The organism is Geminicoccus sp. (genome assembly GCF_036263595.1).
Lineage (GTDB): Bacteria > Pseudomonadota > Alphaproteobacteria > Geminicoccales > Geminicoccaceae > Geminicoccus.
The window spans coordinates 81121-103416 of record NZ_DATAGQ010000201.1; the positions used below are offsets into that span (position 1 = coordinate 81121).

The 22296-nt window shown below is 67.3% G+C and carries 22 protein-coding genes; 6 read left to right on the top strand and 16 right to left on the bottom strand.

What is annotated here, in order from left to right; translation table 11 throughout:
- Nucleotides 1–53: 53 nt before the first annotated feature.
- The 8 genes from VHL31_RS22330 to VHL31_RS22365 form a co-directional block, all read right to left on the bottom strand.
- Complete coding sequence (locus VHL31_RS22330) at nucleotides 54–1139, bottom strand: alcohol dehydrogenase catalytic domain-containing protein (protein WP_329663454.1); 1086 nt, start codon at nucleotides 1137–1139, stop codon at nucleotides 54–56.
- Between the two features lie 91 nt (nucleotides 1140–1230).
- Entirely contained in the window at nucleotides 1231–1965 is a 735-nt protein-coding gene (locus VHL31_RS22335; RefSeq protein WP_414653802.1) for a carbonic anhydrase, read from the bottom strand.
- A gap of 137 nt (nucleotides 1966–2102) precedes the next feature.
- On the bottom strand, nucleotides 2103–2762 hold the full coding sequence (gene bluB, locus VHL31_RS22340; RefSeq protein ID WP_329663456.1) for a 5,6-dimethylbenzimidazole synthase: 660 nt from the start codon (nucleotides 2760–2762) through the stop codon (nucleotides 2103–2105).
- 8 nt (nucleotides 2763–2770) lie between these two features.
- Complete coding sequence (locus tag VHL31_RS22345; protein WP_329663457.1) at nucleotides 2771–3571, bottom strand: DeoR/GlpR family DNA-binding transcription regulator; 801 nt, start codon at nucleotides 3569–3571, stop codon at nucleotides 2771–2773.
- Nucleotides 3572–3686: 115 nt separating this feature from the next.
- Nucleotides 3687–5519 carry an ABC transporter ATP-binding protein gene (locus VHL31_RS22350; RefSeq protein WP_329663458.1) on the bottom strand — a complete coding sequence of 611 codons (1833 nt, stop codon included), beginning with the start codon at nucleotides 5517–5519 and terminating at the stop codon, nucleotides 3687–3689.
- A complete protein-coding gene (locus tag VHL31_RS22355; protein ID WP_329663459.1) occupies nucleotides 5519–6433 on the bottom strand; it encodes an ABC transporter permease in 915 nt (304 codons plus the stop codon). Before VHL31_RS22355 ends, VHL31_RS22350 begins: the two co-directional genes overlap by 1 nt.
- Before the next feature lie 4 nt (nucleotides 6434–6437).
- Nucleotides 6438–7415: an ABC transporter permease gene (locus tag VHL31_RS22360; protein WP_329663460.1), complete on the bottom strand. Its 978-nt coding sequence runs from the start codon at nucleotides 7413–7415 to the stop codon at nucleotides 6438–6440.
- 90 nt (nucleotides 7416–7505) lie between these two features.
- Entirely contained in the window at nucleotides 7506–9092 is a 1587-nt protein-coding gene (locus VHL31_RS22365) for an ABC transporter substrate-binding protein (RefSeq protein WP_329663461.1), read from the bottom strand.
- A gap of 213 nt (nucleotides 9093–9305) precedes the next feature.
- Between VHL31_RS22365 and VHL31_RS22370 the strand changes: the two genes are divergently transcribed.
- On the top strand, nucleotides 9306–10571 hold the full coding sequence (locus VHL31_RS22370) for a Zn-dependent hydrolase (RefSeq protein WP_329663462.1): 1266 nt from the start codon (nucleotides 9306–9308) through the stop codon (nucleotides 10569–10571).
- Between the two features lie 31 nt (nucleotides 10572–10602).
- Here the strand turns inward: VHL31_RS22370 and VHL31_RS22375 are convergent, their stop codons facing one another.
- Nucleotides 10603–11985, bottom strand: a complete 1383-nt coding sequence (locus VHL31_RS22375) for an amidase (protein WP_329663463.1) — start codon at nucleotides 11983–11985, stop codon at nucleotides 10603–10605.
- Nucleotides 11986–12145: 160 nt separating this feature from the next.
- On the opposite strand from VHL31_RS22375, the gene VHL31_RS22380 reads away from it, so the two are divergent.
- Together VHL31_RS22380 and VHL31_RS22385 are read left to right on the top strand one after the other, a co-directional pair.
- The gene (locus tag VHL31_RS22380) at nucleotides 12146–13108 is read left to right on the top strand and encodes a phosphotransferase family protein (RefSeq protein WP_329663464.1); all 963 of its coding nucleotides are present in this window, start codon (nucleotides 12146–12148) and stop codon (nucleotides 13106–13108) included.
- Complete coding sequence (locus VHL31_RS22385; RefSeq protein WP_329663465.1) at nucleotides 13108–14052, top strand: phosphotransferase; 945 nt, start codon at nucleotides 13108–13110, stop codon at nucleotides 14050–14052. Before VHL31_RS22380 ends, VHL31_RS22385 begins: the two co-directional genes overlap by 1 nt.
- Nucleotides 14053–14104: 52 nt before the next feature.
- Here VHL31_RS22385 and VHL31_RS22390 read toward each other — a convergent pair whose 3' ends face one another.
- Nucleotides 14105–14818 carry a DUF899 family protein gene (locus VHL31_RS22390; protein ID WP_329663466.1) on the bottom strand — a complete coding sequence of 238 codons (714 nt, stop codon included), beginning with the start codon at nucleotides 14816–14818 and terminating at the stop codon, nucleotides 14105–14107.
- A 336-nt stretch (nucleotides 14819–15154) separates the two neighbouring features.
- On the opposite strand from VHL31_RS22390, the gene VHL31_RS22395 reads away from it, so the two are divergent.
- Both VHL31_RS22395 and VHL31_RS22400 read left to right on the top strand, forming a co-directional pair.
- Nucleotides 15155–15850, top strand: coding sequence for a hypothetical protein (locus VHL31_RS22395; protein ID WP_329663467.1), 696 nt, complete (start codon nucleotides 15155–15157; stop codon nucleotides 15848–15850).
- Nucleotides 15851–15971: 121 nt separating this feature from the next.
- On the top strand, nucleotides 15972–16100 hold the full coding sequence (locus tag VHL31_RS22400) for a hypothetical protein (RefSeq protein WP_329663468.1): 129 nt from the start codon (nucleotides 15972–15974) through the stop codon (nucleotides 16098–16100).
- A 308-nt stretch (nucleotides 16101–16408) separates the two neighbouring features.
- On the opposite strand, the gene VHL31_RS22405 is transcribed toward VHL31_RS22400, so the two are convergent.
- From VHL31_RS22405 to VHL31_RS22420, 4 genes are all read right to left on the bottom strand, one after another.
- Complete coding sequence (locus VHL31_RS22405) at nucleotides 16409–17668, bottom strand: hypothetical protein (RefSeq protein WP_329663469.1); 1260 nt, start codon at nucleotides 17666–17668, stop codon at nucleotides 16409–16411.
- Between the two features lie 420 nt (nucleotides 17669–18088).
- Nucleotides 18089–18496 carry a DUF2000 family protein gene (locus tag VHL31_RS22410; protein ID WP_349262527.1) on the bottom strand — a complete coding sequence of 136 codons (408 nt, stop codon included), beginning with the start codon at nucleotides 18494–18496 and terminating at the stop codon, nucleotides 18089–18091.
- Complete coding sequence (locus VHL31_RS22415; protein ID WP_329663471.1) at nucleotides 18496–18927, bottom strand: MarR family transcriptional regulator; 432 nt, start codon at nucleotides 18925–18927, stop codon at nucleotides 18496–18498. Before VHL31_RS22415 ends, VHL31_RS22410 begins: the two co-directional genes overlap by 1 nt.
- A 70-nt stretch (nucleotides 18928–18997) precedes the next feature.
- The gene (locus tag VHL31_RS22420; protein WP_329663472.1) at nucleotides 18998–19831 is read right to left on the bottom strand and encodes an aldo/keto reductase; all 834 of its coding nucleotides are present in this window, start codon (nucleotides 19829–19831) and stop codon (nucleotides 18998–19000) included.
- Nucleotides 19832–19905: 74 nt separating this feature from the next.
- On the opposite strand from VHL31_RS22420, the gene VHL31_RS22425 reads away from it, so the two are divergent.
- A complete protein-coding gene (locus VHL31_RS22425; RefSeq protein ID WP_329663473.1) occupies nucleotides 19906–20283 on the top strand; it encodes a DUF1090 domain-containing protein in 378 nt (125 codons plus the stop codon).
- A 93-nt stretch (nucleotides 20284–20376) separates the two neighbouring features.
- On the opposite strand, the gene VHL31_RS22430 is transcribed toward VHL31_RS22425, so the two are convergent.
- The gene (locus VHL31_RS22430) at nucleotides 20377–21429 is read right to left on the bottom strand and encodes an NAD(P)-dependent alcohol dehydrogenase (protein WP_329663474.1); all 1053 of its coding nucleotides are present in this window, start codon (nucleotides 21427–21429) and stop codon (nucleotides 20377–20379) included.
- A 294-nt stretch (nucleotides 21430–21723) separates the two neighbouring features.
- A complete protein-coding gene (locus tag VHL31_RS22435; RefSeq protein WP_329663475.1) occupies nucleotides 21724–22152 on the bottom strand; it encodes a hypothetical protein in 429 nt (142 codons plus the stop codon).
- Between the last annotated feature and the right edge of the window lie 144 nt (nucleotides 22153–22296).

Genomic DNA, 22296 nt, shown 5'->3' on the forward strand with positions numbered 1-22296 from the left:
CTCCTGGGCGGCATGAACCTGTCATGCCGCCGATATCTGAGTGCTGACGGCTGCTAGCTCGACTTCGGCTTCAGCAGCACCTTGATCGAGTCCAGCCCGTACGCCATCTGGATCGCCTCGTCCCACTCCTCCAGCTTGTATTCGTGCGTCACGATCCCCTTGGACGTGACCAGCCCGCGCGACAGCAGGTCGATCGCGATCGGGTAGCAGTACGGGCCCAGATGCGCGCCCCGGATGTCCAGTTCCTTGCGGTCGCCGATGATCGACCAGTCCACCGTGGCCGGCGCCCCGAACACGGAGAACTCCACGAACCGGCCGAGCTTGCGGATCAGATCCAGCCCCTGGCCCACGCCGGCCGGCGAGCCCGTCGCCTCGATATAGACGTCGCACCCGTACCCGCCGGTATGCGAGCGCACGATCTCCAGCGCGTCCTCGTTCTTGGGATCGATCACCACGTCCGCGCCGAAGCCCAGCGCCAGCTTGCGCCGCTCCTCCACCATGTCGATGACGATCAGCTTCTTCGGCGTCTTGAGCTTGGCGACCTGGACCATCATCAGCCCGATCGGCCCGGCTCCCGCGATCACCACCACGTCATCGAGCTGGATGTCGCCTCGCTGCGCGGTGTGGATGGCGCAGGCCAAGGGCTCGATGATCCCTGCATCGTCCACCGGCATGTCGCGCGGGATCTTGTGCACGCGGGCCGTGGAATGCAGCCGCATGTACTCGGCCATGCCGCCATCGGCCACCTCGCGCTGGAAGCCGTAGATGTTGTGGACCTCGCACATCCAGTACTTGCCCGAGCGGCAGTAGCGGCACTGATCGCAAGGCACGATCTGCTCGGCGATCACCGTGTCGCCGACCTCGACCCCGAAATGCTCGGCCGCTCCCTCGCCCATCTCGTCGACATAGCCGAAGAACTCGTGGCCGGGGATCACCGGCGGCTTTACATAGGGCTGCTTGCCCTCCCAGAACATGGGCGCGCCCGACCAGCACTTGCAATCGCTGGCGCAGATCCCGCAGGCCCCGATCCGGATGACCAGCTCGCGCGGCCCGGCCGTCGGCCGCGCCACCTGCTCCACCCGATAGTCCTTCGGCGCATGGCAGACGATCGCGGTCATCCGGAAGTTCTGCTTGTTCATCCGTTCCTCATCCACGGCAACCCGCCACCGGCTCCCCGTCCGGCGGCCATGGCCGATGGTTAGTGCAGGGCCGGCCGGACGGCCAGCCTCGCTAGACCATCGTCACCTTGCCGGTCGCGATGTCGTACACGCCGCCCACCACCTGCACCTTCCCACTCGCCACATGCTCGGCCACGATCGGTGTCGCGTCCTCCAGCCGCTCCATGTTGTAGCGGACGTTCTCGAGGATCGCGGCGTCCAGCAGGGCGTCCGGCTTCCGGTCGATCGCCCGTTGCACGCCCGGCTTCAGCGCCGCGACCAGGTCCGGCAGGTGGCCCGGCAGCTCGATCCGGTCCTGGATCACCTTGATCGTCGCATCGACGGCCCCACAGCCCGAATGGCCCAGCACCATGAGCAGCGGGATGCCCAGCACCTCTACCCCGTATTCCAGGCTGGCCAGCCCGTCCTGGTTCACGAAGTTGCCAGCCAGCCGTACGACGAACAGCTCGCCCGGTGCCTGGTCGAACGCCAGTTCCGGGGCGACACGGGAATCCGCGCAGGAGACGATGCCCGCGATCGGGTACTGCGCCTTGGCGCGTGCCGCCCGGCCTGCGGAATAATCCATCTGCGTCGACCGGTTCGCGGCATAGCGCGCATTGCCGTCCATCAGCCGCTGCAGTGCTGCGTCCGCCGGAATGGCATTCGGCGGCGGTGCCAGCACGGAATCGTCGAGATCGACGGCATGGCCCGGCCCGCCGGCGGCCATGGTCCCCAGCATGGCCGCGCCCATGCCCAACAAGAAGCGGCGCGACGGACGCAAGATCCCTGATCCGCATTGCACGCACATGGAGCCATCCCGGTTCTGTTTGTGCGGGTCAGTCTATCGACTGATCTTGCATACTACACGGGTACCGATTGTCTCATTACTTGGTAGCTTCATCGGCGACCGGCAATCGGTGCGATCTCCTTGCAGGCTAGCGGGCACTAGCGCTCCAGCACGACATCCTGCCAGTCCAGGCGGCATTGCCAGCCGGCCCGCTCCAGCTCCGGCACCTCCGTCTCCTCGACCGGCCAGCCGATGCACAGGAGGGCCACCAGGCACCAGTGTTCGGGCAGCTCGAGCAGGGACGTGATCCGTGCCGGCTCCAGGATCGAGACCCAGCCCACCCCGATGCCGCGCGAGCGGGCGGCCAGCCAGAGCGTGTGGACGGCCAGCACCGTCGAGTAGCGCAGCGTCTCGGGCATGGTCCGCCGCCCGAGACCACGCCCGGCCACCGGTTGCTCGTCGCAGAACACCGCCAGCAGTTCCGGCGCTTCCCGCAGCCCGTGCAGCTTCAAGGCCGCATAGGCGGCCCGGTCGGCCTCGGGCAGCGCCTCGCGGGCCAGCGCATTCTCGGCGTCCACATGCTCGGCCAGCGCATGGCGCATCCCGGCCGAGCTGATCCGGACGAACCGCCAGGGCTGCGCATTGCCCACGGACGGCGCCAGGCAGGCGGTGCGCAGCAGGTCCTCCATCTCGGCCGCCGGGATCGGGTCCGGCCGGAACCGGCGCACGTCGCGGCGCCAAGCGAGGAGATCGTGCAACCGGCTCCGGAACGTGTCGTCGAAGTCGGGGCCGGTCCCTTGCCGGCTCGGTGCGTCCAAGGGACCGCTCAACGCTGCCGCAGCGCGCGGGCCGGTGGACGTTCGGCCAGGACCTCGACCCCGGCTTCCGCGAACATGGAGGCGAATGGCTCGGGTGGCGGCCGGTTGGTGGCGACCGTGAGCGGCGTCGTCAGGTCGAAGGTGCGCACCGAGGCACGTCGGCCGAACTTGCTCTCGTCGCAGACCACCACGTTGCGCCGCGACTGCTGGTAGAGGATGCGGCGCAGGTCCGATTCCTCCTCGCCATAGTCCATCCAGCCATATTGCTCGTCGCAGGCGGCGATCCCCATCACCGCGATGTCGAACACGAACCGGCGCACGAAGGCGATGGTGTCGCTGCCCAGCAGCGCGTTGTCGTTCGAGCGCAGCCAGCCGGGCGTGACCTTGATCCGAAGGCCGGGCTCGGGGGCCAGCACCTGGGCGATGTCCAGGGAGTTGGTGATCAGCTGGACGTCCCGCCGGCCGACCAGCGCCCTTGCGAAGGCCAACGGCGTCGAGCCCGTGTCGACGAACACGGTCATGCCGTCCTCGACCAGCATGGACGCGATCTGGCCGATCTTGACCTTCTCCTTGGACTTGATCCGCGACCGCTCGTTCAGCGGCTCGTCCTCGTCCGTCCTGAACGGCACCGCCCCGCCATGGATGCGGCGCAGACGGCCACGCGCTTCCAGCTCGTCCAGGTCGCGCCGGATCGTCTCCTCGCTGACCGCCAGCTCGACAGCCAGCGCCACCACACGGACACGCGGCTCGCGTTCCAGCCGGCGCAGGATGACGTCATGGCGATGCCGGGTGAGCGTGGACAAGCTCATCTTCTATCTGGTTTGCCGGTCCTGCCTCCATGGCAGTAGCCGGCCGCGACGACATGGACCGCCTGGTCTGGGCGCAGAATATCCTGGCCGAACCTGTTGAAACCTCGGCTCGTGGTCAAGCGGCGAGATGACACGCCGCATATTCGTGATGCCCGCGCGCCAGCAGCCCCGGCTCCTGCTCGGCGCATCGGCCGAACGCCAGGGGACAGCGCGGCCTGAAGGAGCAGCCTTGCGGGATGTCGATCGGGCTGGGCGGCTCGCCCTCCAGCAGGCAGTCCTCCGCCCGGTACGGCTTCTCCTCCAGCACCGGGACCGCCGAGAGCATCGCCTTGGTGTAGGGATGGGCCGGCTGGAAGAACACGGTCTGGTTGTCGGCCAGCTCCACCACCTTGCCCAGATACATCACGGCGATCCGGGTGCAGACCTTCCTGACCATGGCGAGGTCGTGGGAGATGAACAGGTAGGTCAGGCCGTGATTGGCCTGCAGCTTCTCGAACAGGTCGAGCAGCCGGGCCTGCTCCATCGGGTCCAGCGCGGAGAGCGTCTCGTCCAGGATCATCAGCCTAGGCTCCAGGACGAGCGCCCGGGCGATGTTGATGCGCTGGCGCTGCCCCGCCGACAGGCCGATCGGCAGCCGCTCGCCCAGTTCGCGCGGCAGGCCCACCTCGGCCATCACCGCGTCGACCTTCTCCTGGATCTCCTTCCTGCCGGCGCCATGCACCTGCAGCGAAAAGCCGATCGTGCGCGCCACGGGCAGGTTCGGCGGGATGCAGTTGTAGGGGTCCTGCAGGAGCAGCTGGAAGCCCTTGCGCATGGCGAGGCGCTCGCGGGCGTTCATCTGGCCGATATCCTTGCCGTCGAACAGGATGTGCCCCTTGTCCGGCGGCTCCACCCAGGACAGCAGCCGCGACAGCGTGGACTTGCCGCAGCCGCTCTCGCCGACCAGGCCGAAATTGTCGCCCGGGAACACGTCGAAGGTGACGCCGCGCACCGCCTGCACGATCTGCTTGCCGAAGAACTTGTCGCGGTCGGGCACCGCGTAGTGCTTGGTGACGTCCTGCACCGAGAGGATCGGCGGGGCCTTGTTGCCCACCGCGGCACGCGCTGCCTCGGCGGCCACGGTCGAGCGCAGCGGCGGCTGCTCGGTCCAGATATGCGGCATCCGCTCCAGGAGTTCCCTGGAATAGGCATGGCCGGGGGCGGACACCATGCGGGCCGGGGTCGTCCGCTCCACGATGCGGCCCTTGGACAGGACCAGCAGGTCGTCGGCGATCTCCGAGACGATTGGGATCGAGGTCGCGATGAACAGGATGCCGGCGGCGATGTCCTCGCGCAGGTCGCGCAGGAGACGCACGATCTGGGCTGCCACCGTGACGTCCAGCGGCTGGGTGACGTTGTCGCAGATCAGGAGGGTGGGCTCTGCCACCAGCGCGTCCACGATCATGGCGCGCTGGAGCATGCCGCCGGAATACTGGCTCGGATATTCGCGATAGCGGCGCGCGGCCGAGGGAATCCGGACCCGGTCGAGCAGCGCGATCGTGCGCTTGACCGCATGCGCCATCGGGATCTCGGGCCGGACCGCGCGCAGCTTCTCGGCGATCTGGACACCCACGGGCATGGTCGGATCGAAGGAGCTGCCCGGGTCGGCGCCGATATAGCCGATATGCCGGCCGCGCAGCGCCCGCGTCTCCGCCTCCGTCATGCCGAACAGGTCGCGGCCGCGGTAGAGGACCGAGCCGCCCTTGCGGACCAGCGGCGGTGCGATCCAGCCGGCCAGCGCCTTGGCCAGGATGGTCTTGCCCGAGCCGCTCTCGCCGATCACGCCCAGGACCGCGCGCTCTGCCAGGCTGAACGTCACCTCGTCCAGCACCGTGCGCCGCTCCTGGCCGCGCTGCAGCTCGATCGAGAGGTTCTTCACCTCGAGAAGCGTTGCGTCGTTGCCCGCCATCAGATCGTGCCTCTAAGCAGCATGTTGCGGGCCCGCTCGAGCGATGCGCCCATCAGGTTCAGGGACAGGAGCGACAGGAACAGGAAGGCGCCGGGCATGGTTGCGATCCACCAGGCATTGATCAGGTACTTGCGGCCATCCGCGATGATCGTGCCGAAGGTGGGTGTGGGCGGCTGCACGCCGATGCCGATGAAGCCCAGGATCGCCTCGAAGATCATCATGCGCGCCACGTCCAGGACCGCCACGAAGGCGATCGGCGGCAGGATGTTGGGTGCCACCAGCACCAGCATGATGCGGAGGTCGGAAGCGCCCAGGATCTTGGCACCCCGCACATATTCGCGCCGCCGCTCGGTCAGCGCCACGCTCCGGGTCACCCGCGCATAGGCGGGCCAGCTGGCCAATGCCAGGACCAGGATCACCGAGGCCGGCGTGGGCCTGGCGATGGTCAGGATGACGATCGCCAGAATGATCAGCGGGATCGAGAGCTGGGCGTCCGTCAGCCGCATCAGGATCGTGTCGACCCACCCACCCTTGTAGCCGGCGACGAGGCCGACCGTTGTGCCGATCACGAACATCAGGATGACGGTGGAGAAGCTGATCAGGAGCGCGTTCTGCAACCCGATCAGCGAGCGGATGAACAGGTCGCGCCCGAGCTGGTCGGTGCCCAGCGGATGGGCCCAGGTCCCGCCCTCCAGGAAAAAGGGTGGCAGGAACTTGTCCTTCACCGAGATCTTCACCGGCGACAGGTCGGTCATGTAGGGAAAGACCAGGGCCAGGCCGATCAGGATCAGGAAGATGACCAGCCCGACCTTGAACTCCGCGCGCTTCCACGCCGTCGTCCAAAGGCGCCGGGTCGGGCCCACCGGGCGCTTGACCGAAACCGTGGCGCTGCCGGCCAGGACCTCGCTTGCCATGCGATCAGCTCTCCAGCCGGGGGTCGATCCGGGCCGCAGCGAGATCGACCAGGATGTTCACGACGACGAAGATGGCGCTCGACAGGATCGCGACGCCCTGGATGACCGGGAAGTCGCGCTGGGTCACCGCCTGCACGGTCAAAAGCCCGATGCCGGGATAGTCGAAGATGTACTCGACAATCAGCACGCCGCCCAGGAGCGCTCCCACCTGCACGCCAAACAGGTTGAGGATCGGCACCGCGGCGTTGCGCAGCACGTGGCCGTAGAGGATGCGCTGCGGCCCAAGGCCCCGCACGGCTGCCACCTCCACGAAGGTCTGGCGCAGCGTGTCGGCCACAGCCACCGACAATGAGCGGATGAAGATCGGCGACATCTCCACCGCGATCACGATGGCCGGCAGGATCGTGTAGGCGAAGCCCTGGTAGCCGATCGACGGGATCCAGCCGAGCCTGGCCGTCACCACCAGCGCCAGCACGATGGCGAACCAGAAGTTCGGCAGCGAGACGAAGACCGAGGACAGGTAGACGGCCAGCTTGTCCGGCCAGCGGCCGGCATGCACGCCGCCGGCAATCCCGATCGGGATCGAGATCGCGAGCGTCAGCAGGAGCGCGACCCCGGCCAGCTGCAACGTGTAGGGCAGCGTGTTGCGGATGAGCGTGGTGACCGAGGCACGCGAGCTGACCGTCTGGTCCTGGTTCGCCATGGCGGCACCGCCGCTTTCGGTCTTGATGTAGGAAGTGCCGAGGTCGCCCTGCACGAGCCCCGCCAGATAGCGCCCGTACTGCACGAGGATCGGATCGCGCAGCCCCATCTGCGTCGCGGTGGCCTCGACCAGCTCGTCCGAGGCCATGCCGCCCAGGATGGTTCGCGCCGGGTCGCCAGGTGCCAGGCGCACCAGGGCGAAGATCGCGAACGACACGACCAGGATGATCAGGAGACCTTGCGCCAGCCGGCGGGCGAGAAAGGTCAGAATGAAGCCCATGACGACGACGTCCCGCCGATGACGTAAGGTGGACGAATGACGGCAGGCACCGCCGGGACCGGGCGGACCCGTCCCGGCGGTGCCGCAGGCTCAGGCCTTGAACTCGGCCTTGGTCGCGTCGATCGGCCCGTTCGGGAAGAAGTACAGGCCTTCCAGCCCGTTGCGGTAGCCGTGCAGCAGCACCGAGGTGAACAGGGAGAGCGAGGGCGTCTTGTCCGCGATCACCCCGGTGGCCTTGGCGATCAGTTCGGAACGCTTGGCCGGATCGGGCTCAGCCTGCTCGGCATTGAGCGCAGCGTCGATGTCCGGGTCCTGGATGCCGTTGATCAGGCCGCCCTTGGGCCCTGCCTTGCCGTAGAACATCGAGCGCAGCACGAGGTCGGGCTCGGGCGACCCGGTCGACCAGCCACAGTCGGTCATGTCCGCATTGCTGGGCTGGCCGGCCTGCTGATAGAGCCTGGCACCCCAGGCCGCCGTCTCCATGACGGTGAACTTGATCGGGAAGCCCTGCTCCTGGAGCATCGCGGCGATGACCTCGCCATACTCCTTGGTCTTCGGATAGAAGCCGGTGGAGGTGGTGTACTCCATTTCCGGCAGGCCCTGGCCGTTCGGGAAGCCGGCCTGGCTCAGGAGCTCCTGGCACTTCGCCGGGTCGTAGGTCGGGTAGTTCGGCAGGTCGACATAGCCGAACTTCACCGGCGAGATGTAGTTGTTCGACGCGTGGCCGGCAGCACCCATCACCGCCAGCACCTGCTCGCGGTCGATCGCGTGGGACGCGGCCTGACGCAGCACCGGGTTGTCGAAGGGCGTCTTGTCGCAGCGGAAATGCAGGTACTTGTTCTCGGTCGCGATCGTGCGGCTGAGCTTGACCTTCGATTCGCTCTCCAGCGATTCGAACTGCTCGGGCTCGAGCCGCTCGGTGACGTCGATCTCGCCCGACATCAGCGCCAGCACGCGGGTGGTGGCGTCGCCGATATAGGCAAACTGCACCTCCTCCAGCAGCGGCTTGCCGTGCATGTAGCCGTCGAAGGCCTTGAGCACCGTGGTGTTGCCGCGCTGCGCGTCGAACTTGAACGGGCCGGTGCCGTTCGGGCGGGCCTGCAGCGTCGCCGGGTCGGCGATGTCCTTGGCCGACATGATCGGCAGGAAGCCCGACAGGAAGTAGAAGGCGGCGGCGGGATAGTTGCCCTTCTTCGTGTGCACCCGCACCGTCAGGTCGTCGACGACCTCGACCTCGCAGGGGCCGGGATACCAGGCCGCCGGGCGGGTCGGCTGCGAGGCATACTCGAACGTCGCCTTCACGTCCTCTGCGCCGAACTTCTTGCCGTCATGGAAGGTCACGTCGGGCCGCAGTGCGTACTCGATCGTGTAGAGGTCGAGGATCTTCTGCCCGGTCGCCAGCTCCCACACGATCTCGGTCGGGTTGTCGCTCCGCATCGGCGTGCGGAAGAGCTGGCCGAAGACGAAGCCTTCCAGGTTGATCTGCGCCAGCACCGTGTGGGAGGTCGGGTCCCAGTTGCCGGTGACCGGCTCGCCGGATGCGAACACCATGGTCTTCTTGGCCTGGCCATAGGCTCGCTTGATGAACGGTGCCGGCAGCGTCAGGGCCGCCGCCCCCGCCGCACTGGTCTTCAGGAAGCTGCGCCGCGACCCCGCGACGATCGATGACGACGTCATACCCACCCCTCCAGTTCCGACACCAGCACGACCGCACCCGGCGGCCTGCAATCTTCTTCTCTCGTGCCCGCGACGCCCCCCGACTTCGCGGACCCTGGTGACGCTGCCAAGCCTAGCTCGGCAAACTCCGAAAAGCCTAGGCCCGGCTTGCGGCAGGCGTCAACGAAGCATACCAAGAAACCCACACATCCCACAGCCGGAACCGCCCGCTCGATGCCATCCTCCGCCATCCTCTGCCCGCCCGGTTTCCTCGACCGGCTGGAAGCCTTCTCCCAGCTGGGCTCCACCGGCGACGGGGGCGTCGACCGGGTCGAGGCCAGCATGGCCAACGGCGAGGCAAGGCGGGCGCTCGCCCGGCGGATGGACGAGCTGGGATACCAGGTCCGCATCGACCCTGTCGGCAACATGTTCGGGCTCATGCCGCTGGCGGAGCAATTCGCGGGCCAGGAGCTTCCTTGGGTTTTTGCCGGTTCCCACATCGACAGCCAGCCCAAGGGCGGGCGGCTGGACGGCGCCTATGGCGTGATTGCCGCCGTCGAGGCGGGTGCTGCCCTGAAGGAGAGGCTGCGCGGCCGGCCGGTCGCCGCGAACCTGGCAGTGGTCGCCTGGACCGGCGAGGAAGGCGCGCGCTTCCAGCCGAGCGTGCTGGGCTCCTCCGTCCATGCCGGCCTTTTGCCTGCCGAAACGGCACTTGCGCGAAAGGACGGCAACGGCGTCAGCCTGGCCCAGGCTCTGGATGCGATCGGGTTTCGCGGCACCGATCATGCGCCGAAGCCCGCCGCCTATGTCGAGCTCCATGTCGAATGCGCTGATGCCCTGGAGAAGAGCGGCCGGCGCCTTGGCGTGTTCGACCGCTGGTGGGGTGCGCACAAGATCGAGCTCATGTTCATCGGCGCCACCGCCCATACCGGGCCGACGCCGATGGCGGAACGAAAGGATGCGCTGCTTGCCGCCGCCGAGGTGATCACGGGCCTTCGCCGCCTGGCCGACGCCGCCCCGCCCGGCACGCTGCACACGTCGGTGGGCCGGCTGGAGGTCCTGCCCAACTCGCCCAACGTGGTGCCCGACCGCGCCAAGCTCTTCATGGAGATCCGCTCGGTCGATCCGGACGTCATGGCCGACGCCCATGCCCGCCTGATGGGCCTGATCCCGCATGCCGCCGCGATCGCGCGGGTCGCGCATCGCATCGTGCGCGAGGAGATCCGCCCGCCCGGCGCCTTCGCCCCTTCCCTGCGCAGCCTGGCCCGCGAGCAGGCGGCCGCCCTGGACGTCGAGCCGCTGGGCCTGGACACCATTGCCGCCCACGACGCCGTGCCGATGGCCATTGTCTGTCCCGCCGTCGTCCTGGCCGTGCCCAGCCGCGACGGCCTTTGCCACTCCCCGCGCGAATGGACCGAGCCCGCCGACCTGGAGCTGGGCGCGGCCTGGCTGGGGGCGGTGCTGGAGCGGCTCGTCACGGAAGGGCCGCAGCACGGCTAGGCTTGAGGACCGGGCACGGGCTGCTCGCCGGTCAGAACGGCCAGTCCGGCATCCTTCCCCGCGCCTGCTCCAGGAACGCACCTGCCTGCAGCACGCCCAGATCGTCGAACCGCCTGCCCACCAGCTGCACGCCGATCGGGTGGTTGTGGCGGTCATGGCCGAACGGCAGCGACAGGGCCGGCTGCCCCGTCTGGTTGAACCAGGCGGTGAAGGTCGCGTGCGCCAGCGGCGTGGCCTCGTCCAGCCCCACCCGGTCGGCCGGGAAGCTCACGCATGGCAGCGTCGGCGTCAGCAGGAGGTCGTAGCCGCCGATCGCCCGGTGCAGCTCCTGCTTGCTCGCCTCGATCGTGTTCAAGAGGTCCTGGTAGGCCGCCCCGTCGATTCGCTCCGCCTTCAGGCTCCAATAGGCGACCTGGGCCAGCACCTTGACCTGCTGCTCCGGCGTGAAGCTCCGATACTCGGCCAGGCCGCGCACCTGCAGCGTGCGGTCGATCGCCTGGTAGGCGTCATGGCCGAATGGCGGATCGACCGGCTCGACGATCGCACCTGCCGCCTCCAGTGCGCGAGCCGCGGCCTGCACCACCTGCTCGACCACCGGCTCGACCGGCGCGCCATAGCCCATCGACAGGAGCAGCCCCACCCGCCGGCCGCGGAGATCGGCTTGCAGCCGCTCATGGTAGCGGATCCCATCCGCCGGCAGGGCGCCGCTGTCCCGCGCGTCGAACCTGCTCAGCACGCTCAGATAGAACGCGACATCGGCCACGCTGCGGGCCATCGGTCCGGCCGATCGGGTCGTGCTCGGGACCAGATGCGGCACCCGTCCCTGGGTGGGTTTGAGCGCCACCACGCCGCAATGGGCGGCCGGCAGGCGCACCGAGCCCGCGATGTCCGTACCGACCGCCAGATGGCACAGCCCTCCTGCCAGCGCCGCCCCCGCACCGGCGCTGGATCCGCCCGTGTTCTTCGTCGCATCCCAGGGGTTGCGCACGATCCCGAACGCCGAGCTCACCCCCGCCGCAAGGAGGCCGAAATCCGGCATGGTCGTCTTGGCCAGCACGATGCCGCCCGCCTCGAGCGTCCTGGCCGCGGGCGGGGCGTCGAAGGTGGATGGCGGCCGGTCCTCATTGGCGGCGGTGCCATGCCGGTACGGCCAGCCATTGACGTGGATGCTGTCCTTCAGCGTCACCGGCAGCCCGTCGAGCGCGCCCAGCGGCTCTCTCGCGACAAAGCGCGCCTCGGCCGCCCTGGCTGCCTCGCGCGCCGCCTCGGCCCGGATCGACCAGAGCGCATTGATCTTGCCGTTCATCCGGTCGATCTGCGCCAGCGTCGCGTCCATGACGTCCAGCGGGGAGATCGTCCCCCGGCGAAAGGCGGCCGACAGCGCCAGCGCCGATGATTCCAACAAATCCCGCATCGGCCCCTTCCATGTCCACCTGCCCCGTGTCGGCCCGCTTGGGGCTGATCGTCAAGGCGGCATGGTCGATTTCGGCTTCCGCCGCCCGCCAGGGCTGCCTAGGTTCCCCACGGCAAAGCCGACAATCCCGCATTTTCCGATGGCCGGAGGCATGTCCCGCATGAGCGAAACCGACCAGGACCGGCATCGCGCGCTCGATGCGGCGACCGCTGCCTGGGCTACCCAGGCCCCGGACGCGGCAGCCGCCCAGATCGTTCTGGAGCCGGCCTTCGCGGTGCTGGCCTCGCCTGGCTGGCACGGCGTGGACGGCATCCACTTCAAGGCGACGTTTCCCGACGGCTCCCGTCGCCACGTCAAGGCGATGCATGCCGACGCCGAGCACTATGTCCACCTGCCCACCGCCTTCGAGGCCGCCCGACGCGCGGCCGAGGCCGGCATCGGCCCGCCGGTCGAGCTGGCCGATCTCGGCCGCGCCACCCTGGTCATGGCTGATCTTGCCGATCATCGCACCGGCACGCTCGACAAGCTGCGCGATCCCGTCATCTGCGAGAACGCGCTGCGCCAGCGCCAGGCCTTCCACAAGGCGGCGAGGCTCGGCCACGAGGTCAGCCCGTTCGACGAGATCCGCCGCTTCCACGCCGCCTGCCGGGAGAGCGGCGCGCCCATGCCCGCCGACATCGACTGGCTCGTGGGCAACCTGATGGAGGCCGAGAAGGCCATCCAGGCAACGGGCATCGACCTGGTGCCCGCCCACGGCGACGGCAACGCCTCCAACTTCCTGGTGGGTCCCGACAAGTCGGTCCTCCTGGTCGACTGGGACCGCGCCGCCGACATGGACCCGTTCGCGGATCTAGGCTCGTTCATGGTCGAGGCCGCCCAGCAGGAGCCCGAAGCGCGCGATCTGTTCGTGCTGGCCCATGGCACCATGGACGAGGCCCTGTTCGCCCGCACCATGCTCTATGGCCTGGCCGACCATCTGCGCTGGGGCCTGATCGGTGCGCTGCTCGCCAAGGTCTCGACGAGGCCCAGCCTCGAGTTCCTGAAGTATGCCAACTGGCGCTTCTTCCACTGCCGGCTGAACGTGCGCGATCCGCGCTTTGCCGAACGCGTGCGGAGGGTGTGATGACGACCGAGCGCCAACTGGGCGATGCCCGCGACGCCGACGAGGTCGCGATCGAGGCAGCGATCGGCCGTGTCCCGGACTGGGCCGGCCGCGCCGTCCGCTACCGGATGCTGGTGGGGGGCCTCAGCAACCGCAACTGGCTGATCACGGTGGACGGCCATCCGCGCCGCTACTTCGTGAAGGTGCCGGGCCCCGGCACGGAGAAGTTCATCGACCGCGGCGTGGCGCATCAGGCCGCCGTGAACGCCCATGCCATGGGCCTGGCGCCCGAGGTCGTGTTCTTCGACCCGAGCGACGGCCTGGAGGTGCACGAGTTCCTGGAGGACTATGCCGCCTGCACCAACGCGGACTTCGAGAACGCCGCCATCCAGGAAGCGGTGATCGCCTCCTATCGTCAGCTCAACGCCGGCCCGAAGCTGCGCCTCACCAAGACCATCTTCGAGATGATCGAGGAGCATTGGCGCGACGCCCAGGCGCTGGGAGCGCTCCTCCCCCACGACTTTCCCTGGCTGATGTCCCAGTACGAGAAGGCGAAGGCCGCCTTCATGGCCTCGGGCCTGGACCTCGTCCCCTGCTTCAACGACCCGATGCCCGGCAACTTCCTGGTTTGCCCCGGCAAGCCCATGAAGCTGGTCGACTTCGAGTTCGCCTCGAACAACGAGCGCGCCTACGAGCTCGGCGTGTTCCTGGGCGAGATGTTCTTCACCGAGGAGCGCTCGCTGGAGCTGATCGAGGCCTATTACGGCGAGGCCCGTCAATCCACCGTGGCCCGCGTCTGGCTCGGCCGGGCCCTGGCCGACATCAAGTGGGGCGGCTGGGCCATCCAGAACCGCATGCTCACCGACTGGGACTTCGACTACCAGAAGTACGGCGACTGGAAGCTGGCCCGCGCCCGCTCGGTGATCCTGGATCCGCGCTGGGAATGGTGGCTTCGGTCGATCTAGGTACGGACCGCCATCTGATGTGCAGCCAGAGGTTTAAACGCTAGACGCCCCCTTACCTCCCATACGCCAGCTTCGGATACCAATCCGCGCCCCGCCCCTCGGGGGTCGAATCCAGCACCATCCACAGCGGCGCCGGGTCCGGCGCCCCTCTCGGGTCCTGCCCGGGATCGGCCGTCGACCCGCTCATCTCCGCCGACCAGAAATGCCGGATCGTCCCGTCCCGCCGCGTGAATACGTTCAGGGCCGGGATCTCCGAGCCGTCGTCCAGGATGCCGAAATAGTCGCGGGAATAGTTGCCGTTCAGGTCGGTGAACAGGCGCAGGTCCTTCCAGCCGCGTTCCTGCTTCCAGGCTCGGAGGCGCTCGACCGGCGAGCGCGCGATCACCACCAGCGAGGCGCGCTGGCCGATGTCGGCGGCGTTGCCTTCCCAGGAACCCAGGAGGTTGGTGCACATCGGGCACGGGCGCTCGCGCTCCGGGCCGAACATGTAGCTGTAGGCCACCAGGGTCGGCTTGTCGCCGAACAGGCCGGCAAAGTCGCAAGCACCGTCCTCGCCCTCGAACCAATAGTCGCCCACCACCGGCCCGCCCGGCGGCAGCGCCCGGCGCTGTGCTGCGACTCGCTCGATGTGCCGGCGCAGCTCGATCTCCTCGGCCAATAGCGCGGTGCGCGCAGCGCGATAGGCAGCGCTCTCGTTCGGAATGCGGACCGGGTTGTCGCGCGCCAACTCGGCAGCCGGCGTCAGGCGTTGCGCGGCAGCGTCCATCGGATGTCTCCCTGCATCAAACAGTTAACCTATAGGTTTAGCTTATCGGCGGTTGGCCCAGCTGTCCATCCCGTGCCGCGATGGCGCGGCCGATGCCGGAACGGCGCACGGTGAGGCTGTTCAGCCGGTGTCCTGCAAGAACAATAGCCAAACCTGGGAGGCAGGCGCATGGTCGCTGCGATCCCCGATACTGGCATGGTGCAGACGGCGATCCGGGAGGCGACAATGAAGACCCTTCGTTCACTTGTTGCGTGCATGGCGGAAAAGCTCGCCATAGGGCGCTGGACCTTCGCAGGCAGTGCAACGAGGTGGTTGGCACTGGCTGCGATCTTGGCGTTGTCTGCACCTGTCCCCGCCAGCGCCGCCACCCCCACGGATCCGGTCACGATCTTCGAGCAGCTCGCGACGGGCGAACTCCAGGCCAAGCCAAGCTTCTTCAAGATCTGCAAGAACCAGACCTACGCCCTTTGCGCCACCGCCAAGTGCACGATGTACAACGAGGTCGCCTATTGCCGTTGCGACATCAAGAAGGGCGACAGCATCAGCCTCCCGCTGCGGCTGAACCCGACCACGGATGTCTGCGACGTCAATGCCCAAGGCGTGGACAACGGCTATATGGTCAGCACCTTCAGCCTGCCCCGGCAGGTGAAGAAGCCGTACGGCCAGATGGCGCTCTACACCTGCCCCGCCTCCTCGACCGGTGCCTATGCCCAGTGCGACGGCGGGATCTGCTTCAAGAGCACGCGTGGCCAGACCTTCCCGGGCTTCCCCAAGCCCCTGGACGGCGACCAGATCATCTGCTCCTGCCCGGCCACCGTCCCTGACCCCAGCACCGCCAAGGTCGGCTTCCAGATCGCCGGCCCTTATCCTTGCAAGCAGAGCTTCTTCGCGAACTGCCAGAAGGCCGCGTCCAGCACGTCCACCGGCTCCCGGATCTTCGTAGGCGCCCCCACTGGCGTGGCCGAGCTCCTGGCGCTGCGCCTGAACGGCAAGCCGACGCCGATCAACCGCTGCCAGCCAAACGCACCGTAGATAACCGGCCAACAGCAGGGCGTCCGGGTGAAGCGGTACCAGGTTCTGGTCGGTCGGTTGAGCAAGGCGAACGCGATCGACTGGAGCCGGGCAGCGCTCAACGGCGTGTCGCAAGCGGCGCATGAGGATATTTGCCTCGTTCAGCCGGTTCCGCAGGCTTACCATCCGCCATGAGCGACATCTCGATGTCCTCGCCGGCTTCCACCTGCCCGCTGCCTGCCCGATCTGCCTCAAGGTCGTGACCAGGTGATCCTGCTGGGGTTCTCATCCCAGGTGGGCCGCATCGTGTACCAGCGCAGCCCGATGAGCGCCGAAAGCAGGAAGGAAACCCATGGCAAGGCAGGACACCGCCACGGAGATCATGGCCTGCTACGCTCGACTGCTCTTCACCGAAGCGGCGGACCTCGCTGATTCCGGCACCACGGGCGGCGAGCGGGACGAGGCATCGGTTGGCTACAGGACGGCCGTTCGGCACAAATATCCGAAGTGCGCATACCCTGTCCGATCGGCGCCGGACGTGCCCCGGCGCCGGTGGCCCGACCGAAGACCGAGCGCTTGTCAGCAATCGAACAGCGCCATCTCCACCCGCCGGTCCAGCGCATCCGAAGCGTCGTCCCTGCCTGTCCCGACGATGTTCTCGCTGGATCCTGCCCCATGCGCGATCAACCGGGATCCAAGTTCGGGCACCACGTCCTCCAGGCGCTCCTTGATGTAGTCTGCCCGCAGCCGCGAGAGCCGGTCGTTCAGGGCGGCAGGACCCGTGGGGCTGGTATGGCCGGTGATGTCGATGCAGGCTGTATCGTCGGCGGCCCGCTCCGCGATCTTCTCGACCCACATCGGGTACTGGTCCCTCACCTGCCGCTGCGACAGGAAGGTCGTGGAGCCTGGTCGGAACAGGAACTTGACCGCGAGGTGCCTGGCGCGAAAGCCGTAATCGGCCAGGCCGGCGAATGCGTCTTCCGCCTCGTTGTAGCGTCCGAGAGCCCAGTTGGCCATGTAGAGGCCGTTATGGACCCGCAGCTGGTCGCCGGCCGGCGTCTGCCGCGCCTGCTGGAAATAGTCCAGCGCCCGCTCGTACTGCTCGTCCTCGTAGGCCAGCATGGCTTGGCTGACGAGGGCCGCGGCCAGCAGCCCGTCCAGGTAGACGGGATCCATGGGGTCGCCGACCTTGCCGGCACAGGTTGCGAGATAGGCCAGGACGAAGCGGTCGCCGGTCCAGGCCGGGCTGTCGGCGAACGAGCGGGTCGGCGTCACGTCGACCGCCTCGGGCAGGGCCCGCGCCGTGCCCTTCGCGACGATCCTGCCCGAGCGCAGGTCGCCCAGGACCAGCCAGATCCGCTGGGCGTCGCCGGTCTCCCGCCCGGTCGGCTGGCCTTTCCGGTCGATGCCGGTGAGGCTGCCGACCAGCACGAGGGAGGCCGCATCCAGGTTCTCGGCCGTGAACGGCCGCACCTCGAACTGCGGATGGTTGCGCTCGACCAGTTCGATGACACGGGCCTGGATTGACCGCGTGGCCATGGACTGGAAGCCGGTCACGCCCTCGATCAGCGGGTCGATCACCACGGTCCGCCTGCCCGGTCCGCCGGCATCCGTTGCCTGGGCGAAGGTGGTGTCGGCTGCCAGCAGCACGGCGTCGTCGAGCGGCAGGATGGGCACCGCCGGCGCCGGGGCCGGCGCCGGTGCGGCAGCGGTCCGTACCGGATCGACGGCGGGCGTGCAGGCGGCAAGCGTCGTCGCGGCGGCCAGCATGCCGGCGGCCAGCCATCGACGCAGCGACGGCCTGTTCGCGGTGGTCGTGGTGAAATACGTAGGGGTCATGGTTGGACGTTCCTGAATATGGGCCGCCGGCAGAAACGGCCAGCGTAACATCGTCACCAGATGTCCGCATCCGCCGTCATCATGCGTGGCATCAAGCCTCGGCAGTCGCGCGGCCGGCCCGTCGTTGGCGGGCGCCATCGGTTCCTGCGAGCAGTCATGTCGCTTGGCAGCGTGGGTACCGCCCGAGCGCCGAAACCGGTTGTGACGCTCGTCACTTCGGCAGGCGAAGGAGGCTCGTATGCCTTCAGGCGCGAAAGTCGCCTGGCAGCAGACCTGGCGGCCGTTTCCAGTATTGGGTGACTGCCATCCTTGGCATCCATCGAAGAGCAGGCATCATGCCTCAGAATTCTACGTCGGCCCCGATCCAGGTACTTGCCGGCTGCGCCCGATCGATTGCCGCTGCACAGCAAGTGGTGCCCTTCACCCATGCATCCTGGCGCCCTTGGTGATCTTGTCGACCAGCTTGCGCTCCTCCCGCAGCGCCAGCCCCACCACGTTCAGCCCGTCCGCCGGATACTGCCGGACCGCCGCCCGGTTGGCCGCGTCGTGCCCGGTCGAGAACATGTCCTCGATATAGAGCGACGCCTTCACCCCGCGCTCCAGCACGCGGCGGTGGATCGTGCGCAACGTGTCGGCAGCAGCGCTCAGCACGATCATCGGCTGGACCACGAGCGGGTGGTAGCGATGCCCGTCCGCATCCTCGTAAGGCTCGCCGAGAAGCCCCTCATGGGCACCGACGATGCCGCTGGTCAGGAATGCCGTGACGTTCAGCTTCTGCCAGACCGCCAGGTCCTCGCGCACGACGATGGCAATCTTGGTGTCGAACATCATCCCTCTTTCCGCCTGATGCCGCCAAGCTTCGCCAGCGCTGCCCAAAGCGGCCCCGCCGCCTCGCCCAGTTCCGCCCGCACGTCCGCGTTCAGCCCTACCATCAGAGCGTCCAGCGGCACCTGCAGCGCCCTGCCCTTGTCCGTCAGCACGACGCGGTGGATCCTCCGGTCGCCCCCGCCGTCCGGACGACGCTCGATCAGCCCCGCCCCTTCCAGGCGGTCGATCACGCCGGTGATGGTGGCACTGTCGATGGCGAGCCTGGCACTCAGCGTTGCCCCGCTCTGCCCGTCATCCTCCCAGAGCACGCGCAGCACCGCGTACTGGACGGGCGTCACCCCGTGCGGCGCCAGCATGTCCCGCGCACGCCGCGAGACCTGCTGCGCCGCCTTGCCGGCGAGAAAGGAGATGCAGTCCTCGATCCGCTCCAACCGGCCATCCTCCCGATGCCGGCTGGATCGCTAGCCTGCGAACGTCTCGTACACAAGATACTTGCAGCCTTTACAGCATCGCGAGCGACACCTTCCGCCTGGGCGGCGGAAACGCCTGGTCCAGGAGCTGATGGTCCTCGGGCGAGAGCTCAATCTCCGCTGCCTTCCGGTTCGCCTCCACATGCGCAAGGCTGCCAGCCTTCGGAATCGCGATCACGCCCGGCCGGCTCAGCACCCAGGCGAGCGCCACCGCGAACCGGTCCACCCCATGCCGCTTGCCCACCTGCTCCAGCGCCGGCTGCGCCGGCATCCGCCCCTGCTCGATCGGGCTGTAGGCCATGACCGGCATGCCCCGCTCCTTGCACCATGGCAGCAAATCGAACTCCGGCCCCCGCCGCGTCAGGTTCAGGAGGATCTGGTTCGCGGCACAGTTCCCCCCGTTCGGCACCGAGGCCAGTTCCTCCATGTCATCCGTATCGAGGTTGCTCACCCCCCAGTGCCGGATCTTGCCCGCGGCTTTGAGCCCCTCCATCGCCGCCACCGTCTCGCTGAGCGGATAGCGCCCGCGCCAATGGAGCAGGTAAAGGTCGATCCGGTCGGTGCGCAGCCGCTTCAGGCTCCGCTCGCAGGCCTGCACCGTGCCGCTCTTCGACGCGTTGTGCGGATAGACCTTGCTCACCACGAACACGGCGTCGCGCTGGCCTTCGATCGCGTCGCCCACCACCTCCTCGGCCCCGCCCTCGGCATACATCTCGGCCGTGTCGATCAGCGTCATCCCGAGCCCGATGCCATGCTTCAGCGTCCTGGCCTCCTCGGCCCGCCGTGCGGCGCGCTCGCCCATGTACCAGGTCCCCTGTCCCAGCGCCGGCACGGTTTCCCCGTCCGGCAACGTCACCTGCTGCATGGCGCCCTCCTGTCCCTGCCGTCGCCGGACGTATATGACTGCCGCCCGGTACGGTCGATCTTCCACGAGATGCAATGATGACGAAGACATTCTGGTTCGCGCTGGCGCTCACCCCCTGGCTGGCCGTTTCGGCCGAGGCCGCCACCGGCTGTGCCGGCAAGATCGAGAGCCTGCGCTTCGCGCTCGACGAGGCGCGCGTGCAGAACGACCGCGAGCGGATCGTGGGCCTGGAAAAGGCCATCGACCGCGTCGCCATCGAGTGCGACGACGACAAGCTGCTGGCCGAGCGCGAGGAGCGCGTCGCCGAGAAGCGCCGCGAGGTCGCCGAGGACGAGGACGACCTGCTGAAGGCCGAGCGCGACGGCGACTGGGGCGACATCGAGGACGCCAGGCGCGACCTCGCCGAATCCCGCTGGGAACTCCAGGAAGCCGAGGCCGATCTCGCGCGCTGACCAACGAAAAGGGGCAGTGCCAGAGCACTGCCCCTCTTCCTGGTGGCTACCGGCCTCCGGCCTGCTTGAGCCGGGCCTGCTTGAGCCGCAAGCTCACCCCGGCATGTCGATCTGGATCTTCACCGATCCCTTGGGCGACGTCGCCGCATACTCGAACGCCTCGACGCTCTTCTCGAACGGGAACTTGTCGGTGATCAGCGGCTTCACGTCGATCGCCCCCGATCCCATCATCGCGATGCAGCGGGGATAGACATGCGCGTAGCGGAACACATGCTCCACCCGCGCCTCCTTCAGCGCCGCCCCCGGCACGTCATAGGCCACGTCGTGCAGCGGCATCCCGATGAACACCACGCACCCGCCCGGCCGCAGCGGCTTGAACACGCCGGCTGCCGCCTTCTCGTTGCCTGAGCACTCGAACACGATGTCGGCGCCCCAGCCGTCCGTATCCGCCATCACCACGTCCTGGATGCTCTTCGAGCGCACGTCCACGCCCACTACCGAGCCCGGCACCTTCGCCAGCTTCTCGGCGAGCGCCAGCTTCCCCTCGTCGATGTCGGCCACGTAGACCTTGGCACAGCCCGCCGCGAACGCCGCCAGCACGGTGACGAGGCCGATCGGCCCCGCCCCGATCACGACCGCCGTGTCGCCCGGCACCACCTTCGCCTTGACCGTCCCGTGCACGCCCACCGCGAGCGGCTCGACCATGGCCGCTTCCTCGAACGACACGTTGTCCGGGATCTTGAACGTGTAGTCCGCCGGGAACACCAGCGTCGGCCTGAGGCACCCATGCACCGGCGGCGTCGCCCAGAACACCACCCGCGGATCCAGGTTGTACATGCCCATCCGCGACGCCCGGCTGTTCGGATCGGGAATGCCCGGCTCCATGCACACCCGGTCGCCGACCTTCAGGTTCGTCACCTCCGAACCCGTCTCGACCACCACGCCCGACGCCTCGTGCCCGAGGATCATCGGCTGCCGCACGATGAACGACCCGATCCCGCCATGGGTATAATAGTGCACGTCACTGCCGCACACCCCCACGGTCTTCATCTGGATCCGCACATCCCGCGGCCCGACCTTCTCGTCGACCTCGATGTCGCGCAGGTTGAGCTTGAGCTTCTCTTCGAGAACGAGGGCTTTGACCATGGTTAATTTTGTTCCTCGGGATGTGCTTTGATCGCCTGGGCGAAGCCACTCGTATGAAGGGACTTCGCCGAACTGACTGGGATGACGCATAGGAGCATACGTCACCCTACTCGGCCGCCTGCCGTGGCGTTGTGAGGAAAAAACTAAGTTCAGCCATGAGATGCGTCAAGCAACCGACCTAAAGGAAGCGACTGCCTAACCACCCTAAAAGCAGCTTGAATGTCTCTTTCGCAGCCCTGGCTCTGCAGCGGACCTCAACGCTTAAATAAAGCGTCCGCATTAAGCATGCTTTAGTCACAGAATTTTGTTGTAATTTTCGAATATTTCCTCAGCTCGGTCAAGCGTCTTAATTACAGCCACGCTCTTAGCATCAAGAATTCTTGGGTTGCGTATCAACCAACTTGCTGGCGCATAATGATTAAATTCTGGCACATTCATTGGCATGACAGCAAACGCTGCCTCTGCTTGCTTTACCAGTCGCTCAGTATTTGGCGCAGCCGCTTTGAGCTTAGCCGCAGTTAGTTCATTTGGAGGAAAAATCTCATAGCATCCATTCAATATTTTTGCAAATATTTCCGGCTCAAAAATATCTTCGATGTCAGCCTCTTCCCGTCCAAGCAAGCCCGCTATTGTATAGAATTGTCCAACCTTAAGTATCTCTGACCGTCTTATCTCTTCTATCTTTCTCTTGTCACCGGCAGCCTGATCAGAAAGAACTGCCACATTATGTACCGGTCCACAATGATGAGACACCGATGTGCGCTCACGCGGCCATGTGCATCTGACCAAGCTGGCCGGCTCGAACCTGGGCGGGTGTCCGGTAGCCGTGCCGCTCGACGATCCAGCTCCGGTTGTAGGTCTGCTGGA

Bases quoted from the DNA above. Each gene is read 5' to 3' on its own strand.
- VHL31_RS22330 (WP_329663454.1), bottom strand. From the start codon at position 1,139: ATGAACAAGCAGAACTTCCGGATGACCGCGATCGTCTGCCATGCGCCG.
- VHL31_RS22335 (WP_414653802.1), bottom strand. From the start codon at position 1,965: ATGTGCGTGCAATGCGGATCAGGGATCTTGCGTCCGTCGCGCCGCTTC.
- VHL31_RS22345 (WP_329663457.1), bottom strand. From the start codon at position 3,571: ATGAGCTTGTCCACGCTCACCCGGCATCGCCATGACGTCATCCTGCGC.
- VHL31_RS22350 (WP_329663458.1), bottom strand. From the start codon at position 5,519: ATGGCGGGCAACGACGCAACGCTTCTCGAGGTGAAGAACCTCTCGATC.
- VHL31_RS22355 (WP_329663459.1), bottom strand. From the start codon at position 6,433: ATGGCAAGCGAGGTCCTGGCCGGCAGCGCCACGGTTTCGGTCAAGCGC.
- VHL31_RS22360 (WP_329663460.1), bottom strand. From the start codon at position 7,415: ATGGGCTTCATTCTGACCTTTCTCGCCCGCCGGCTGGCGCAAGGTCTC.
- VHL31_RS22365 (WP_329663461.1), bottom strand. From the start codon at position 9,092: ATGACGTCGTCATCGATCGTCGCGGGGTCGCGGCGCAGCTTCCTGAAG.
- VHL31_RS22370 (WP_329663462.1), top strand. From the start codon at position 9,306: ATGCCATCCTCCGCCATCCTCTGCCCGCCCGGTTTCCTCGACCGGCTG.
- VHL31_RS22375 (WP_329663463.1), bottom strand. From the start codon at position 11,985: ATGCGGGATTTGTTGGAATCATCGGCGCTGGCGCTGTCGGCCGCCTTT.
- VHL31_RS22380 (WP_329663464.1), top strand. From the start codon at position 12,146: ATGAGCGAAACCGACCAGGACCGGCATCGCGCGCTCGATGCGGCGACC.
- VHL31_RS22385 (WP_329663465.1), top strand. From the start codon at position 13,108: ATGACGACCGAGCGCCAACTGGGCGATGCCCGCGACGCCGACGAGGTC.
- VHL31_RS22390 (WP_329663466.1), bottom strand. From the start codon at position 14,818: ATGGACGCTGCCGCGCAACGCCTGACGCCGGCTGCCGAGTTGGCGCGC.
- VHL31_RS22400 (WP_329663468.1), top strand. From the start codon at position 15,972: ATGAGGATATTTGCCTCGTTCAGCCGGTTCCGCAGGCTTACCATCCGC.
- VHL31_RS22405 (WP_329663469.1), bottom strand. From the start codon at position 17,668: ATGACCCCTACGTATTTCACCACGACCACCGCGAACAGGCCGTCGCTG.
- VHL31_RS22410 (WP_349262527.1), bottom strand. From the start codon at position 18,496: ATGTTCGACACCAAGATTGCCATCGTCGTGCGCGAGGACCTGGCGGTC.
- VHL31_RS22420 (WP_329663472.1), bottom strand. From the start codon at position 19,831: ATGCAGCAGGTGACGTTGCCGGACGGGGAAACCGTGCCGGCGCTGGGA.
- VHL31_RS22425 (WP_329663473.1), top strand. From the start codon at position 19,906: ATGATGACGAAGACATTCTGGTTCGCGCTGGCGCTCACCCCCTGGCTG.
- VHL31_RS22430 (WP_329663474.1), bottom strand. From the start codon at position 21,429: ATGGTCAAAGCCCTCGTTCTCGAAGAGAAGCTCAAGCTCAACCTGCGC.